The sequence below is a fragment of the Streptomyces sp. NPDC007205 genome, assembly GCF_040634095.1.
Taxonomy (GTDB): Bacteria; Actinomycetota; Actinomycetes; order Streptomycetales; family Streptomycetaceae; genus Streptomyces.
The window spans coordinates 17597-32489 of record NZ_JBEYEW010000040.1 but is presented as its reverse complement, the minus strand read 5'-3'; the positions used below and the strand labels follow the sequence as shown (position 1 = coordinate 32489).

Below are 14893 nucleotides of genomic sequence, written 5' to 3'. Positions count from 1 at the left end.
TGCCGACTCCAGCACTGCCTGCCGGGGGCGGTCAACACGATTGGGGCACTGGCCTGCCCTCGGCTCGGTCCGGCCCTGGCTCGGCCCATGATCCGCCGGACGAGCCCTAGTTCCGGCACGTCCGTGCATGCCGCTCAGCGGCGAACCGGGCAGGGCCCGCACCCGTGATCAGGATCGGCCGTCGGCACCCTTCGCACCGGATGAACTCCCCGCGCCGATCCGTCTCGACCCACACGCGCGAGCCCTTTGCCGTGCGCCAATCGTCCCGCCTCACCCCGTCTTCCCTTCCCTCTCGTTCCAGCACTAGCGCGAGCAACCGAGCACCCTCCGGACGCAGCCACACCACCGGTTCACCGTGCGCCCCCGCATGGGGTATCGCCCGCACCACCCGAGCGGCCATGCCAAGTTCGCCTAACCTGTCGTTCAGTTCCTGGGCCGCCTCCCAACCATCACTTCAACCCACTGGAGTGACTCAGTAGAGGAATTCCTCCGTCACCCACCCGACATAACCGGCCGGTAGGCCACCTGCCGAATCGGTCTGCAGCATCACCTCGTCCCAGACCTGACCCGTCCCGTCGTAGGCGGAGGTGATGACCTGCACCGGCTCACCCTCATAGATCAGACCGAGTATCGACCGATCCGCTCCCGGACCCGTGCGCACCCGCAGCCCATCCACCGTCGCCGACTTGAACACCGACCGGTCCGCGGGATACACCGCACCCGCCCCGCCGGAGCCACCCGACGAATACCCCGGATCCACCGGCATGGCCGATGCCGCCGAGACGCCCACCAGGCCGACACCGGCCACCAGCGCACCCGACACCACCAGCGCCCGCAGAGCCTTACGCCCCATGATCGAAATCCCTTCAACTCGAAGAGGGCGGGCAGCCGCCGACCCATCAGCCTGACAACCACTCATCCGGATGAGTGACCAGCATCGACCATCCTGAGACGAGAGGTCAACCACTTATCCGGATGGGTCGGTCCGCACTGGGCGTCCCGTTGACCGCCAAGGAAGGCAGGGTTCGGTTTGGTTGCGTCTTTAATCTCAGGCCGAGAATTAGGAATTACTTCCGGAATCAATCATTCCACCCTCAATTCTCCCTCAAGCTGATTGACGTGCACATTGCGTAGTCGCTAGATTCTTCTCCGTTCACCAGTACGAAAATTTCGGTTCAAGCAGTGAGGTGACTGCTTGACGGTCGAGATTTTCGTGCCGATAGTGAAATTCTGCTTTCACGCCTCTCGTGATATCAGTCAGTTTCACGAAACTCCGCACCCATGACCAAGGTGCGGAAAGGGCGTTCGCATCGCAACCCTAAGGGGAGTAATGAAGCGCACAGCAAGGGTTGGCATGCTCGTCGGCGCCGTCGCCATGGGGGCCGTGTTGGGGCTTAATTCAGCGACGCCGGCGCTGGCCCAGAGTGGGACAGCTGCTTCCGCCGCAAGCCCCGTCAGTCAATTCTTCGAGCCTGGGGCAAAGGTACCTGGAGATCTCTTTAAGCCCGGCGCCCAGTTGACGATCAAGCGGAACGCTGACTACGCACGATCAGTCAAATTGGATCCCGCCAGCTCGCAGGCTGCGCCCATCGATATGGGTGAGGCGTGCCACACTGAAGTGATTTCGAAGACGTCCGGCAGCGGACCGACCACTCTGGTGCTGTCGGTCAATAAGGAGCGATCTGTCGTACTCAACGGCCAGGGCGGGATCAGTCTGGGTGCGATCTCTGCCTCTGTGGGATTTAGTGTCACGAAAGCCTACAGAGTGACGAACGAGACCCGCTATGAGGTCCCCAAGGGCAAGTTCGGCACTGTCGAGGCGTACACTCTCATGCACCACTACCGGGCCAGGGTCACGATGCGCCCGTACTTGGGGGTGGTCGACGTGTATAAGCCAGTTGGTGTCTGCTTCAACCAGTGGGCGGAATAGCTAGCAGCCGACAACCGTAGCATGTGAAAGGGTGACTCCAATGGCGAGGGTAATTCGAAATCTTGCCCTAGGGGTCACCCTTTCACTCTCTTGTGTCGGGTGCACAGGAGGAGGAAAGGGTGTTGCACATGAGTCACCGCCCGACCAATTCACACCTTTGAGTCAGCTCAAGTCCATCGACTCCAATGAAGAGCGCATTATTGCGGCGGATGAATTCCCCTCCGAATCGCGACCTCCTAAGGTGATCGGTGAAGTCCGTGCGAGTTCCTACCATCTCGTCGCGTACATCCAGGGCGATTCTTGTGGTCTCCGAGTAGCCGACACGAAGGATTCTAAGAAATCGCTGATTCAAATCACCTCAGCGTGGCCGAGAAATTCTTCGGAAGGGAACCTAAGCTATCCCGCCGGCCCCTACTCTTTCGCATCGGCAGCTGGAGCGAACGGATCTGGACTGTGGGCCTCACTGGCTTGTAGCAAGTCAGCAATGGTGATTGACTACTCGTCTCAGGATCATGGATCTGCTTCTGATCAACGAGGCAACGTTTCGATCAACGAGCGCCACAATGATGTTGGTAAACTCGCTGTGATCATCGGTTCACAGGAAGCGCGCGAAAGAATCCTGCCACAGGTTCAGAAACGGCTACAGTAACCACAGGGCGCCAATTAATTGAGGACTCTCGAACGCTTCCGGTGCGGGTGGGCATGGATTTGGTGCCCGTGCATGGCGCGCACGAGGTGTCCTGCCGTCTGCGGGTTACCCAGGAGAACAGCCCTGTTGAGTACCGCTCGGAACGCCCCGCACGTCGAGCACGGGTCCACCGAGCTGGGGCGGGTACGCATGTCCTCGTTCACGCGCATCGCTCCCACGTGTGGCCACCCCGATGCGCGTCAGGCAGCCAACAGAGTGCATCGGACAAGGGGATACCTCCCTGTGAGGGGGAGGACGAGTCGCAGTAGGCGATGGGCTGTACCTTGACGTCGCCACCCTCCCACGTGACCCACACGGCCGCATCGTCGAAGAGGCTCCGTAGCGGCGCGACGTGTCCGCCGCGGTCGTGCTTGTCGAGTTTGCATGTCACGGAGCCCGGCACCGGCGCCTCACTCGGCAGCCCGCCCGCAACGTCCAACGCTGCTGCGCGCATCCCCTCGGGCACGTCCAACCATGCGTCACACGCCATCGCGTCCAGACCTCCTTTCCTTGCAGTGCCGGCACTCGGGGACACAGCACGGCGGTAGGGCTCCGTGTGGGAATGCGATCACATCAGACGCCGGATCCCGGATGCCGCCGTATTCCGTCCACCAGGCGCCGTCTGCGGGCTGCGGCGAGCCTCCGCCGAGGCTGACTAGCCCAGGGGCAGCACGGGCGCTGGAGCAATAGCGGAGGCGCCGTTCCACGCTCGTCATTCCTCGCCCCCGCAAGACAGTTGCTCATACAGCGTCACCTGCGCAGCCACCAAAGCACACAGTTCGCCCCAGGAGCCGGCAGACACCGTCCGGTCCAAGTTCCATGCCGGGTGGCTGACCTCATCACCCGAACACCCGTCGAGGCCGAGGCCGGACTTTCGCTTGACGGCTTCCACGTCGTACGGCGCCGTTGCGTACCAGCGGCTCTCGTCGTTGTTGTCAGCGTTCGACCGAAACAACTTCCAACCCTTCGGAAGCTTCTGAGCCGTCATGACTCAGCCCCAACCCGGCACCGAAGGTGAACATACGGGCGACCGGTAGCCACGCCGAACGGCTGCACACGCCGTACAAGCTCAAGGCTCAAGAACGGCACGTAACACTTGCGGCACTTCTCACCCTTGGGCGCGTACGTCGTGTACTCGTGTCGTTGTGCGTCGGTTGTGGCGTCCGCGCTCACGCGCCCTCTCCTCTGGTGTCTGTTGCCCGGCCGTGCGGGTGCTGCCGGATCATGTCGTTGAAATTCCGAACCCCGACCACGTCACTCCGCGAGCGCGACGCAGAGCGCCCACTTGCGGCAGCCATGCAGATGCGGCAACCGTCCACGGGCACGGACTCAAGGTCCGCTGCGCGAAGAACCGGCGTGCTACTGCTCACCGTTCAGCCACCTCTCAAGCCCGTTCTCAACGCCCGCAGTACATCGGGGGTCGGTACGGCGTAGCCACCGCGAGGCACCGAGGCCCGGGGCCAGCGTCATCAGTGGATCACCCTTGCTTCGGTACCCGCCTGGATGACCAGCGCCAGTTCCTGGGACTGCTCGATCCCGAGACAGTTGATGTAGACGAAGCCGCCCAAGGGATCGATCCCCGTGTCAGCCAGAATCCCGGCCCCGTGAAGGGCATCGTTGAGCCGCGCCAAAGCGTCTGAGGCGTCACGACTGGGCATTCACGGACTCCTCGGGGAACCTCTGCCGAAGGGTGAGGCCATCCCGCAGCAGGTTGCAGATGGCGAGGCCATGACGCACGTTGACGTCGCCGAGCCGGACCACCCAGTCACGGGCCTCAGAGGGGGCGAGCCGGGCGTGGAACTGCGGGAGCTTGATCCCCGCATCTTCCAGCACCCCCGCCAGTGCGAGGGTGACCTCCTGAACCTCAACCACCAGGCTTGCCGGCGCGCGGCATGCGGCTGCCCGGAGCGAGGGCGCCGGAGGCGGGCGGCCGGTCGGGCGGTGTCGTACCGGTCGGTGCCGCTTGCCGGGGCAGCGGCTCGTGGGTCTCGTCAGTGGGTGCCACGCGCAAAGTCTCGCCCACACCACCGACAACCGGCGCCCACCTGCGATCTTCGTGACCGATCGGTGCCGCAGGGCCGACGGGGTTCAGGGATGATCAGGGTGTCTCGGGCAACGGTCAGCGCCGCTCGCCGGGCACGTCCATGACCGTGCAGACCACCCGCCACACGTCCTTCGCGTCCCAGCCGACGTCCAGCGCCTCGTTCACCGTGCGTCCGCCCAGCTCCCACATGACGTGGTCGCGCGCGAAGGTGTCGGCGTACCCCGGACCGAAGTGTTCCGCCATCCGCTGCCAGAAGACCGTCAACCGCATGACTCCAGTATCCCGCCCCTGGGTGTGGGCCCCGGCCCGGAGCGCTTGCCGAGACCGCTTTCCGTCCTACGGTCTGACGCATGGCCGAAACCGGAGCTTCCCCACTCCCCTCCCCGCCCCCGGCGCGCTCCCCGCTCTTCCGCGCCGAGCAGTTCGTGTGGCTCACCGCGCGCGTGCTGGAACAGCGCCTCTTCGCGTACCACTTCCTGCACGGCACCCCGGACGCGGTGGAAGCGGCGCTGGACGCCTACCGCAACGAGGACGGCGGATACGGGCACGCGCTGGAGCCCGATCTGCGCGGCCCCGTGAGCCAGCCTCTGCACACCGCGCACGCGCTGCGTGTCCTGGACGCCGTCGGGCGCTGCGGCGGCCAGCGGGTCGAGCGCGTGTGCCGCTATCTGACCTCGGTCTCCACCGCGGACGGTGCCCTGCCCGCGATCCGTCCCAGCCAGCGCGGATATCCGACGGCGCCGTTCGTCCCGGTCGTCGACGATCCTCCCAGCGAGCTGCTCGCCACCGGGCCGGTGGTCGGGCTGCTGCACCGCAACGAGGTGTGGCACGCCTGGCTGTTCCGGGCCACGGACTTCTGCTGGCAGGCCGTGGAGTCCCTGGGCAAGTCCCACCCGTACGAGGTGGAGGCCGCTGTGGCGTTCCTGGACTCCGCTCCCGACCGCTCGCGCGCGGAGGCCGCCGCGGACCGGCTCGGCCGCATGGTGCGGGAGCAACGGCTGGCGGCACTCGACCCTGACCGGCTCGACGCGTATCCGGTCGCGTCCGGCTACGCGCCCGGCGAGCACCACTTCCCGCACGACTTCGCCAGAAGTCCGGAGTCGCTTGCGCGCGCGTGGTTCACGGACGACGAGATGGCACGGTCCCTTGATCACCTGGCCGCCGAGCAGCAGGACGACGGCGGCTGGCCGATCCGATGGCGCCAGTGGGCACCGGCCCCCGCACTGGAGGCACGCGCCATGGTCACCATCGAGGCGCTGTGCACACTGCGGGCGTACGGCCGTTTCGTGGGCTGAGCCGGCGTCCTGCCTCGGTTGATCACATCGTGTGCGCCGGCCGGACCAGTCCTTCGCGCGCGAAGCCGCTGCGTGAGCCGAGCCGGCTCTCCGGCGTCGGTCCCGCGTCCGGCAGGAGTCGCGCAGCGCACGCGGGCGTCGGTCAGCCACGCGCGCGGCGGCATGCCGGAGGCGCCGCGGAACGCCCGCAGCAGCTGAGCACGGCTGGCGCCGAGGTCGGGGGCCGGCCGTTCCGGGGCCGCCGGCGGTCCGGCCATCTGCTCGGCCATCGGCTCGTTCAGCACGGCATGCGCGCGCCGCGATAGCGGCTCCGGCCGTGCTGACCGGCTGCTGGGGCAACGGGCCGCCGCCCAGTCGCAGCAGCCGGGTCGCGGTGCCGCGCACGCTGCACCGGCCGGCCCCGCCCGTCTCCCCGCCGGTCCGTTCGTTGCTCCGCCCCCTTCGACCCGCCCTACGCCCGTTCTCCGCCCCGCCCCCTCGACCCGCCATACGCCCGTTCTCCGCCCCACCACCCGCGGCCGGCCCGCGCACCCCGCCGCTCGGCGTTTGCCCAGCTCAGCGCGATTGTCAGTGGTCGGGTGCAGGATGGACGCATGGTCAGCTCCGCACACCGAGCCCTCGACGGCTTCTCGCCCGCGACCCGCGGCTGGTTCACGGGGGCGTTCTCCGCGCCCACCGCGGCCCAGGCCGGCGCGTGGCAGGCCATCGGTGCGGGTTCGGACGTGCTGGTGGTGGCCCCGACCGGCTCGGGCAAGACACTGGCCGCGTTCCTCGCCGCCCTGGACCAGCTGGCCTCGGTCCCGCCTCCGGCCGACCCGAAGAAGCGCTGCCGGGTTCTCTATGTCTCCCCGCTGAAGGCCCTCGCGGTCGACGTCGAGCGGAATCTGCGCAGCCCGCTCACCGGCATCCGGCAGGAGTCCGTGCGCCTGGGTCTGCCCGAGCCCGAGGTCAGGGTGGGCATCCGCTCCGGCGACACCCCGGCGGCCGAGCGGCGCGCCCTGTCCACCCGCCCGCCGGACATCCTGATCACCACCCCCGAGTCGCTGTTCCTGATGCTTACCTCGGCCACGCGCGACGCACTGACGGGCGTGGAGACGGTGATCCTCGACGAGGTGCACGCGGTCGCGGGCACCAAGCGCGGGGCCCATCTCGCGCTCTCCCTGGAGCGGCTCGACGAGCTGCTGCCGCGACCGGCCCGCCGGATCGGCCTGTCGGCAACCGTTCGCCCGGTCGACGAGATCGCCCGGTATCTGTCCCCGCGCCGCAAGGTGGAGATCGTCCAGCCGGAGTCCGGCAAGGAGTTCGACCTGTCCGTGGTCGTCCCGGTCGAGGACATGGGCGAGCTGAGCGGCGCTCCGGCGGCCGAAGCGAGCGAGGGCGCCGAGCGGCCGTCGATCTGGCCGCATGTGGAGGAGCGGATCGCCGACCTGGTCCAGGCCCACCGCTCCACGATCGTGTTCGCCAACTCCCGGCGCCTCGCCGAGCGGCTGTGCAACCGGCTGAACGAGATCGCCTACGAGCGGGCGACCGGCGAGACCCTGGACGAGCACCACTCCCCGGCCCAGCTGATGGGCGGCTCGGGCGCCGCCCAGGGTGCGCCCCCGGTGATCGCCCGGGCGCACCACGGCTCGGTCTCCAAGGAGCAGCGCGCCCTGGTCGAGGAGGACCTGAAAGCGGGCCGGCTGCCCGCCGTGGTCGCCACGTCCAGTCTGGAGCTGGGCATCGACATGGGCGCCGTCGACCTGGTCGTCCAGGTCGAGTCCCCGCCCTCGGTCGCCTCCGGACTGCAGCGCGTCGGCCGCGCGGGACATCAGGTCGGCGCCGTCTCCACCGGTGTCGTCTTCCCCAAGTACCGCGGTGATCTCGTCCAGGCGGCCGTGGTCACCGAGCGGATGCGCTCGGGCTCGATCGAGTCCCTGAAAGTGCCCGCGAACCCGCTGGACGTGCTCGCGCAGCAGCTGGTCGCCATGACGGCACTGGACACCTGGCAGTTCGACGACCTGCTCACCATGGTCCGCCGTGCGGCCCCCTTCGCTTCGCTGCCCGAGTCGGCGTTCACGGCGGTCCTCGACATGCTCGCGGGCCGCTACCCGTCCGACGCCTTCGCGGAGCTGCGCCCGCGCGTGGTCTGGGACCGCGTGACCGGCGAGATCACCGGCCGCCCGGGCGCCCAGCGCCTGGCCGTCACCTCGGGGGGCACGATCCCCGACCGTGGGCTGTTCGGGGTCTTCCTCGCCGGTTCCGACCCGAAGAAGGGCGGCGGCCGGGTCGGCGAGCTGGACGAGGAGATGGTCTACGAGTCCCGGGTCGGTGACGTCTTCACCCTGGGCACGAGTTCCTGGCGCATCGAGGACATCACCCGCGACCGGGTCCTGGTCTCCCCGGCCCCCGGTGTGCCGGGCCGGCTCCCGTTCTGGAAGGGGGACCAGCTGGGCCGCCCGCTCGAACTGGGCCGCGCGGTGGGCGCTTTCCTGCGCGAGGTCGGCTCGCTCCCCAAGGACGACGCCCGGCTGCGCCTGCTGGCGGCGGGCCTCGACGTCTGGGCGGCGGACAACGTGCTGTCGTACCTGGACGAGCAGCGCGAGGCCTGCGGCCATGTCCCGGACGACCGGACGATCGTCGTGGAGCGCTTCCGCGACGAGCTGGGCGACTGGCGGGTCGTCGTCCACTCCCCCTTCGGCGCCCAGGTGCACGCCCCCTGGGCCCTCGCGCTCGGCACCCGCCTGTCCGAGCGGTACGGCATGGACGCGCAGGTCATGCACGCCGACGACGGCATCGTGCTGCGCCTGCCGGATGCCGACCTGATGGGCCTGGACCTGCTCGACCAGGCACCGATGAAGGCCGGTACGGAGTACGACAGCGAGCAGGCTCCCGTCGGCGCGGCGGACGTCGCCTTCGACAAGGGGGAGGTCGACCAGATCGTCACCGACCAGGTCGGCGGCTCCGCCCTGTTCGCCGCCCGGTTCCGCGAGTGTGCCGCACGCGCGCTGCTGCTGCCGCGGCGCAACCCCGGCAAGCGCACCCCGCTGTGGCAGCAGCGCCAGCGCGCGGCCCAGCTGCTGCAGGTGGCGAGCGAGTTCGGATCGTTCCCGATCGTCCTGGAAGCGGTCCGCGAATGTCTCCAGGACGTCTTCGACGTCCCCGGGCTCGTCGAGCTGATGGGCGACATCGAGTCCCGCAAGGTGCGCCTGGTCGAGGTCACCACCCCGGAGCCGTCCCCGTTCGCCCGCTCGCTCCTGTTCGGGTACGTCGCCCAGTTCCTGTACGAGGGCGACTCCCCGCTGGCCGAGCGCCGCGCCGCCGCGCTGTCCCTGGACTCGCGGCTGCTGTCCGAGCTGCTGGGCCAGGCAGAACTGCGCGAGCTGCTGGACGCCGAGGTGCTGACCGAGCTGGAGCGCGAGCTGCAGTGGCTCACCGAGGACCGCCGGGTCAAGGACGTGGAGGGCGTGGCCGATGTGCTGCGGCTGCTCGGTCCACTGACCGACGCGGAGCTGGTCGCGCGGGGCGCGGACGCGCAGTGGGCGCGCGAGTTGGCCGGCGCGCGCCGCGCCATCAGGGTCCGGATCGCCGGCGCCGACCACTGGGCGGCGGTCGAGGACGCGGGCCGGCTGCGCGACGCGCTCGGCACGGCACTGCCGGTCGGCGTGCCCGAGGCCTTCACCGAGCCGGTCAAGGATCCGCTCGGCGATCTCCTGGCCCGCTATGCCCGCACGCACGGCCCGTTCACGTCCGCCACGGCGGCGGCCCGCTTCGGCCTCGGCGTGGCGGTCACCGAGGGCGCCCTGCAGCGGCTCGCCGGCAACGGCCGGGTGGTGCAGGGCGAGTTCCACCCGGCGGGCATCGGTCAGGAGTGGTGCGACGCGGCTGTACTGCGCCGCCTGCGCCGCCGCTCCCTGGCAGCCCTTCGGCATGAGCTGGAGCCGGTGCCACCGGCCGCGTTCGCCCAGTTCCTGCCGCAGTGGCAGCACATCGGCAAGGGGCATGGTCTGCGCGGCATCGACGGACTGGTGCGCGCCATCGAGCAGGTGCAGGGCGCCTCCGTGCCCGCCTCCGCGCTGGAGAAACTGGTCCTGCCCTCCCGCGTGGCGAACTACACGCCCTCGATGCTCGACGAGCTGACCGCCGCGGGCGAGGTGGTGTGGGCCGGCGCGGGTGCGCTGCCCGGCAAGGACGGGTGGGTCTCCCTCTATCTGGCGGACGCGGCCCCTTTGCTGCTCCCGCCGCCCCATCCCCTGGAGCTGACCGCGCTCCACCAGTCCGTGCTGGACGCGCTCTCCGGCGGCTACGGTCTCTTCTTCCGCCAGATCTCCGACCAGGTCCGTGCCGGCACGCACCCCGACGTCACCGACCCCCAACTGGCCGACGCGCTCTGGGACCTGGCCTGGTCGGGGCGGCTCACCAACGACACCCTGGCGCCGATGCGCTCTCTGCTGGGCTCGGGCCGTACGGCAGGGGCGACCGCCCACCGCGCCAAGCGCGCCGTGCCACGCGGGCGCTACGGCTCCCTGACGGCCGCCGCGCGCACCGCGTCCCGTACGGGTCCGCCGACGGTCGCCGGCCGCTGGTCCCTGCTTCCCGCGGCCGAACCGGATGCCACCGTGCGCGCCCACGCGCTGGCGCGCACTCTCCTGGACCGGCACGGTGTGGTCACCCGCGGGGCGGTCGCCGCGGAGGGGGTCGAGGGCGGGTTCTCGGCGGTGTACCGCGTGCTGTCCGCCTTCGAGGAGAGCAGCCAGGCGCGGCGCGGTTATGTCGTCGAGGGCCTGGGCGCGGCCCAGTTCGCCATGGACGGCGCGGTGGACCGGCTCCGCGCGGTGTCCAACGCCCGGGACCGCGGTGAGAGCCTGACCGCCGCGTCCCCCGGGAACGGCTACCCACATCCCTCGGGCGGCTTTGCCGCACCGGCGTTCCCGGACGAGTTCGGCGGAAGCGACGGCGTACCTCACGAACACCCCGTCCCCGGCGCTTTGGACGGGTCGGACGGCGGTTTCGCGCATCCCGGCCTCGACGGCGACTTCACCTGGCCACCGGCGGATCCCTTGCCGGCACCCGGCGACTACGTCTCCCCCCGCGACCTCGCCGACCCCTTCGGTTCGCCCGGCTACGGCGGCCCCCGCGGAGCCGGAGCCGGCCCCTACGGCTCGTCGGCGTACCGGGGGTACGGCAGCGGTCGTACGGGCACGTCCTCGGCCGGCTCCCGGGCCGTGGTCCTCGCCGCGGCCGACCCCGCCAACGCCTACGGCGCGGCCCTGTCCTGGCCCGAGCCCCCGACCGGTGCCGGGCACAAGCCGGGCCGTAAGGCGGGTTCGCTCGTCGTCCTGGTCGAGGGCGAGCTGACCGTGTACATGGAGCGCGGCGGCAAGACGCTGCTGGCCTGGCCCGCCGGCCCGGACATCGCGCCTCCGGACGACCCCCGCCTGCGCTCGGCCGCGGATGGCCTGGCCGAGGCGGCACGCGCGGGCTCCCTCGGCACGGTCACGGTCGAGCGGATCAACGGCGCCCAGGCCCTGACCTCGCCGATAGGCACCCTCCTCGAGGCAGCGGGCTTCGTGGCCACACCGCGCGGGCTGCGTCTGAGAGCGTGACGGTCCGCTGGGTGCCGCGGCGTTGGGAGTGCCGCGGATATGCCGTCTTCCGTCTGCGGCACCATCGGGGCTGGTCGCGACCACGCGGGGGCAGCCGCATACCGGGCGCAGCCCCGCGCCTCTTGGGGCGCTGCCCGTGGCACCCTTGACGCATGCCCGAAGGTGACACGGTCTGGCAGGCCGCGAGGCGGCTGCACGAGGCCCTCGCGGGCCGGGCGCTGACCCGCAGCGACTTCCGGGTGCCGAAGTACGCGACGGTGGACCTCACCGGCCGTACGGTGCTCAGCACGATCCCGCGCGGCAAACACCTGCTCACCCGGTTCGAGGGCGGCCTGACCCTGCACACCCATCTGCGGATGGAGGGGACCTGGAAGGTGTACGGCGCGGACGAACGCTGGCGGGGCGGCCCGGCGCACCAGATCCGTGCGATCCTCGGCACCGTCGACCGTACGGCCGTGGGCTACCGCCTCCAGGTTCTGGAGCTGCTGCGCACGGGCGAGGAGGAGCGGGTCGTCGGTCACCTGGGCCCCGACCTGCTCGGACCGGACTGGGACCCGGAGCGGGCGCTCGCCAACGTCCTCGCCGACCCCTCCCGCCCGCTCGGCGAGGCCCTGCTCGACCAGCGCAATCTCGCGGGCATCGGCAACGTCTACAAGAGCGAGCTGTGTTTCCTGCTGGGCGTCACCCCGTGGCTCCCGGCCGGCGCGCTGCCCCCGGACCGCGCCGAGCAGCTGCCCGCGCTCGCCAAGCAGCTCCTGGAGGCGAACCGCGACCGCCCGGTCCGGCAGACCACGGGCCTGCACCGGTACGACCTGTTCGTCTACGGCCGCGCACCCCGCCCCTGCCTGCGCTGCCACACGCCGGTCCGCGTGGCCGACCAGGGCGACGGCACCCAGGAACGCCCCACCTACTGGTGCCCCACCTGCCAGAGGGGCCCCGCCCCCGCCCCCGGCGCACCGCAGCGCTGGCGAGACCGCTATCCCCGCCGCACCGCCTGACGATGTGTCCGCCCCGCCGCACAACCCGGTGTGCCACCAAGCAGACGGCACCCGAACCAGTCACCGGATCCGAGTAATTGACGACCCGTCAGATAAGCTCGTACGGTCCTTGCATGCCCCTCATCCCGTACGACCTCACCGGCCGCACCGCCTTCGTCACCGGAGCCGCCGGCGGGATCGGCCGGGCCTCCGCCGTCCTGCTCGCCGAGGCGGGCGCGGCGGTGCACTGTGCCGACCGGGACGCGGACGGTCTGCACGGCACGGCGGAGCTGATCGAGAAACGCGGCGGTACGGCCCGTACGCATGTCCTGGACGTCACCGACCGGGCGGCCCTGGCCGAGGCGGTCCGCTGCTGCGAGCGTCTGGACGTGATGGCGGCGATCGCCGGGATCATGCACAGCAGCCCCGTGCTGGAGACCCGCGACGAGGATCTCGACCGGGTACTGAACGTCAACTTCAAGGGCGTCCTGTACGCCTGCCAGGAGGCGGCCCGTCTGATGCTGGCCCGTGCCATGCGGGGCAGCATCGTGACCATGGCGTCCGGCGCGGTCGACACCGGCGGCCCCGGACTGCTCTGCTACGGCGCGGCGAAGGCGGCCGTGGTCCAGCTGACCAAGACGCTGGCCACCGAGGTCGGACGGCACGGCATCCGGGTCAATGCGATCGCACCGGGCTGGATCCGCACCCCGATGACCGACCGGCACGACCGCGAGGCACAGGCGCACACCGAGGGCGTGATGGCCCGGATGTCACCACTGGGCCGGGTCGGCGAGCCGGAGGACGTCGCTCACGCGGTGCTGTACCTGGCGTCGGACGCCTCGGCGTTCACGACCGGTCAGATACTTCGCCCGAACGGGGGTGTGGCGATGCCCTGGTAGCGCCGCCCGTCCGCCAGGCGGCCACCCAGCGCCCCGCCGGGAACACGTCGGCCGCCTGCCCCTTGGGCACACAGTGCACCGGCAGCAGACTCACCCCCCACCCGCCGGCGGCGACGGCGCCTTCCAGAACGCCCGCGCCGTGCCCCAGGGTGATCCGCAGCACCGCCCACCACCACACAGCCCCCAGCGCCAGGACGGCCACCCGGCGCACTATCCGTCCCACCATGCCCGCCACCACCTCCCGCCGGACGCTAGACCGCCGCACCGGCCGCGCGGAAGGCGCACCGAGGGCTCACGGATGCAGCGGCGACAGCAGCCTGTCCGGGGGCGCCTCATCCGTGCCGGGCCGCTTACGCGTTCTCCGCCTGGAACATCCAGTGGTGCTTCTCCAGATCAGCGGTGATCCCGATGAAGATGTCCTGGGACACCGGATCCGGCTCCCCCGTCGCGCCCACGCGCTCCCTCATCCGGGTGATCACGGCGCCCAGCGCGTCCACCATGGTCCCGACGGCGTCCGTGTCCTTGATCCAGCCCGCCGGGGTGGTCTTGATACCGCTGCTGGAGGACACCGTGGCGGCGCGCCCGTCGGGTGGCACGCCCAGGGCGGAGGCCCGCTCGGCCACGGTGTCGGAGTGGGTGCGCGCCGAGGCGACGACTTCGTCGAGCTGGAGGTGGATGGAGCGGAAGCGGGGCCCGACGACGTTCCAGTGGATCTGCTTGGCGACCAGCGAGAGATCCACCAGGTCGACGAGGGCGCCCTGCAGCGCCTCGGCCACCGTCTTCAGATCCGCGTCGGCCAACTGGCTCTTCACGACGTACATCCGCGTCCTCCGGTCCTTCTGCGCCGTCACGTCCCTCCACCATGACCGCATGGACCGAGCCCGGCAAACGGGAGAAAAAGTGACAGACATCGCACATATGGTCGGTACAACGAAAGCCCCGGCCACGCTCCCCGGGTTCGTCCCGAGAAGCCCGGCTGGGGCCTCAAACGTTCGCTAGACCGCGCACGCGTACGTCACGCGGCGACCACGTCCACCGCTTCGGCGGGCGCCTTGATGGTCACCCGTTCCGGCGGCACACCGGTCACCGACACCGAACCCAGCATCGGACGGACCGGCGTGGGCACGGGCTCGGTGGCCCGAGCGGACTGGGCCAGTTCGGCGAGCGCCAGCTCGTCGCTCACTTCCCGCATGAGTTCCGACATCCGTACGTCCAGCGCGTCGCAGATGGCGGAGAGCAGCTCGGAGGAAGCCTCCTTCTGCCCCCGCTCCACCTCGGAGAGATAGCCGAGTGAGACTCGGGCGGACGAGGAGACTTCGCGCAGAGTACGGCCCTGGCGTTGGCGCTGCCGACGCAGCACGTCACCCAGCAGGCGACGGAGCAGAATCATCGGTGGCTCCCTCCTCGGACCGCGTAGCCGCATCCTTCTCGCCCCACCGTACCGCCTTGCGCCGCGGCCGTGCGGGGAGCGATGT

The 14893-nt window shown here is 70.2% G+C and carries 15 protein-coding genes and 1 pseudogene; 6 read left to right on the top strand and 10 right to left on the bottom strand.

What is annotated here, in order from left to right; translation table 11 throughout:
- Positions 1-472: 472 nt before the first annotated feature.
- On the bottom strand, positions 473-853 hold the full coding sequence (locus ABZ624_RS36235) for an SH3 domain-containing protein (protein ID WP_360098770.1): 381 nt from the start codon (positions 851-853) through the stop codon (positions 473-475).
- 477 nt (positions 854-1330) lie between these two features.
- Here ABZ624_RS36235 and ABZ624_RS36230 point away from each other — a divergent pair, with 477 nt between their 5' ends.
- Both ABZ624_RS36230 and ABZ624_RS36225 read left to right on the top strand, forming a co-directional pair.
- Positions 1331-1930 carry a hypothetical protein gene (locus ABZ624_RS36230; RefSeq protein WP_360098768.1) on the top strand — a complete coding sequence of 200 codons (600 nt, stop codon included), beginning with the start codon at positions 1331-1333 and terminating at the stop codon, positions 1928-1930.
- 157 nt (positions 1931-2087) lie between these two features.
- Positions 2088-2579: a hypothetical protein gene (locus ABZ624_RS36225; protein WP_360098766.1), complete on the top strand. Its 492-nt coding sequence runs from the start codon at positions 2088-2090 to the stop codon at positions 2577-2579.
- 751 nt (positions 2580-3330) lie between these two features.
- On the opposite strand, the gene ABZ624_RS36220 is transcribed toward ABZ624_RS36225, so the two are convergent.
- The 5 genes from ABZ624_RS36220 to ABZ624_RS36200 form a co-directional block, all read right to left on the bottom strand.
- A complete protein-coding gene (locus ABZ624_RS36220) occupies positions 3331-3606 on the bottom strand; it encodes a hypothetical protein (protein ID WP_360098764.1) in 276 nt (91 codons plus the stop codon).
- A gap of 481 nt (positions 3607-4087) precedes the next feature.
- On the bottom strand, positions 4088-4276 hold the full coding sequence (locus ABZ624_RS36215) for a hypothetical protein (RefSeq protein ID WP_360098762.1): 189 nt from the start codon (positions 4274-4276) through the stop codon (positions 4088-4090).
- Positions 4263-4490 carry a hypothetical protein gene (locus tag ABZ624_RS36210; protein WP_360098761.1) on the bottom strand — a complete coding sequence of 76 codons (228 nt, stop codon included), beginning with the start codon at positions 4488-4490 and terminating at the stop codon, positions 4263-4265. Before ABZ624_RS36210 ends, ABZ624_RS36215 begins: the two co-directional genes overlap by 14 nt.
- Entirely contained in the window at positions 4483-4623 is a 141-nt protein-coding gene (locus ABZ624_RS36205) for a hypothetical protein (RefSeq protein WP_360098759.1), read from the bottom strand. The genes ABZ624_RS36210 and ABZ624_RS36205 overlap by 8 nt, the downstream gene beginning before the upstream one ends.
- 114 nt (positions 4624-4737) lie before the next feature.
- Positions 4738-4932, bottom strand: coding sequence for a DUF3046 domain-containing protein (locus tag ABZ624_RS36200; RefSeq protein ID WP_360098757.1), 195 nt, complete (start codon positions 4930-4932; stop codon positions 4738-4740).
- Positions 4933-5012: 80 nt separating this feature from the next.
- Between ABZ624_RS36200 and ABZ624_RS36195 the strand changes: the two genes are divergently transcribed.
- Complete coding sequence (locus ABZ624_RS36195) at positions 5013-5957, top strand: hypothetical protein (protein ID WP_360098755.1); 945 nt, start codon at positions 5013-5015, stop codon at positions 5955-5957.
- A gap of 125 nt (positions 5958-6082) precedes the next feature.
- Here ABZ624_RS36195 and ABZ624_RS36190 read toward each other — a convergent pair.
- A pseudogene (locus ABZ624_RS36190) lies at positions 6083-6326 on the bottom strand (AraC family transcriptional regulator); the annotation flags it as partial.
- Between the two features lie 224 nt (positions 6327-6550).
- On the opposite strand from ABZ624_RS36190, the gene ABZ624_RS36185 reads away from it, so the two are divergent.
- The 3 genes from ABZ624_RS36185 to ABZ624_RS36175 all read left to right on the top strand — a co-directional run bounded on the left by ABZ624_RS36185 (position 6551) and on the right by ABZ624_RS36175 (position 13418).
- A complete protein-coding gene (locus ABZ624_RS36185; protein ID WP_360098753.1) occupies positions 6551-11542 on the top strand; it encodes an ATP-dependent helicase in 4992 nt (1663 codons plus the stop codon).
- A 152-nt stretch (positions 11543-11694) separates the two neighbouring features.
- Positions 11695-12540, top strand: a complete 846-nt coding sequence (locus ABZ624_RS36180) for a DNA-formamidopyrimidine glycosylase family protein (protein WP_360098751.1) — start codon at positions 11695-11697, stop codon at positions 12538-12540.
- A 113-nt stretch (positions 12541-12653) separates the two neighbouring features.
- Entirely contained in the window at positions 12654-13418 is a 765-nt protein-coding gene (locus ABZ624_RS36175; RefSeq protein WP_360098749.1) for an SDR family NAD(P)-dependent oxidoreductase, read from the top strand.
- On the opposite strand, the gene ABZ624_RS36170 is transcribed toward ABZ624_RS36175, so the two are convergent.
- The 3 genes from ABZ624_RS36170 to ABZ624_RS36160 all read right to left on the bottom strand — a co-directional run bounded on the left by ABZ624_RS36170 (position 13366) and on the right by ABZ624_RS36160 (position 14808).
- Positions 13366-13644, bottom strand: coding sequence for a hypothetical protein (locus ABZ624_RS36170; protein ID WP_360098747.1), 279 nt, complete (start codon positions 13642-13644; stop codon positions 13366-13368). The two genes, ABZ624_RS36175 and ABZ624_RS36170, sit on opposite strands and share 53 nt — an antisense overlap.
- A 124-nt stretch (positions 13645-13768) precedes the next feature.
- Positions 13769-14239: a DNA starvation/stationary phase protection protein gene (locus ABZ624_RS36165; protein ID WP_360098818.1), complete on the bottom strand. Its 471-nt coding sequence runs from the start codon at positions 14237-14239 to the stop codon at positions 13769-13771.
- 194 nt (positions 14240-14433) lie between these two features.
- A complete protein-coding gene (locus tag ABZ624_RS36160) occupies positions 14434-14808 on the bottom strand; it encodes a helix-turn-helix transcriptional regulator (RefSeq protein WP_030655977.1) in 375 nt (124 codons plus the stop codon).
- Positions 14809-14893: the final 85 nt, after the last annotated feature.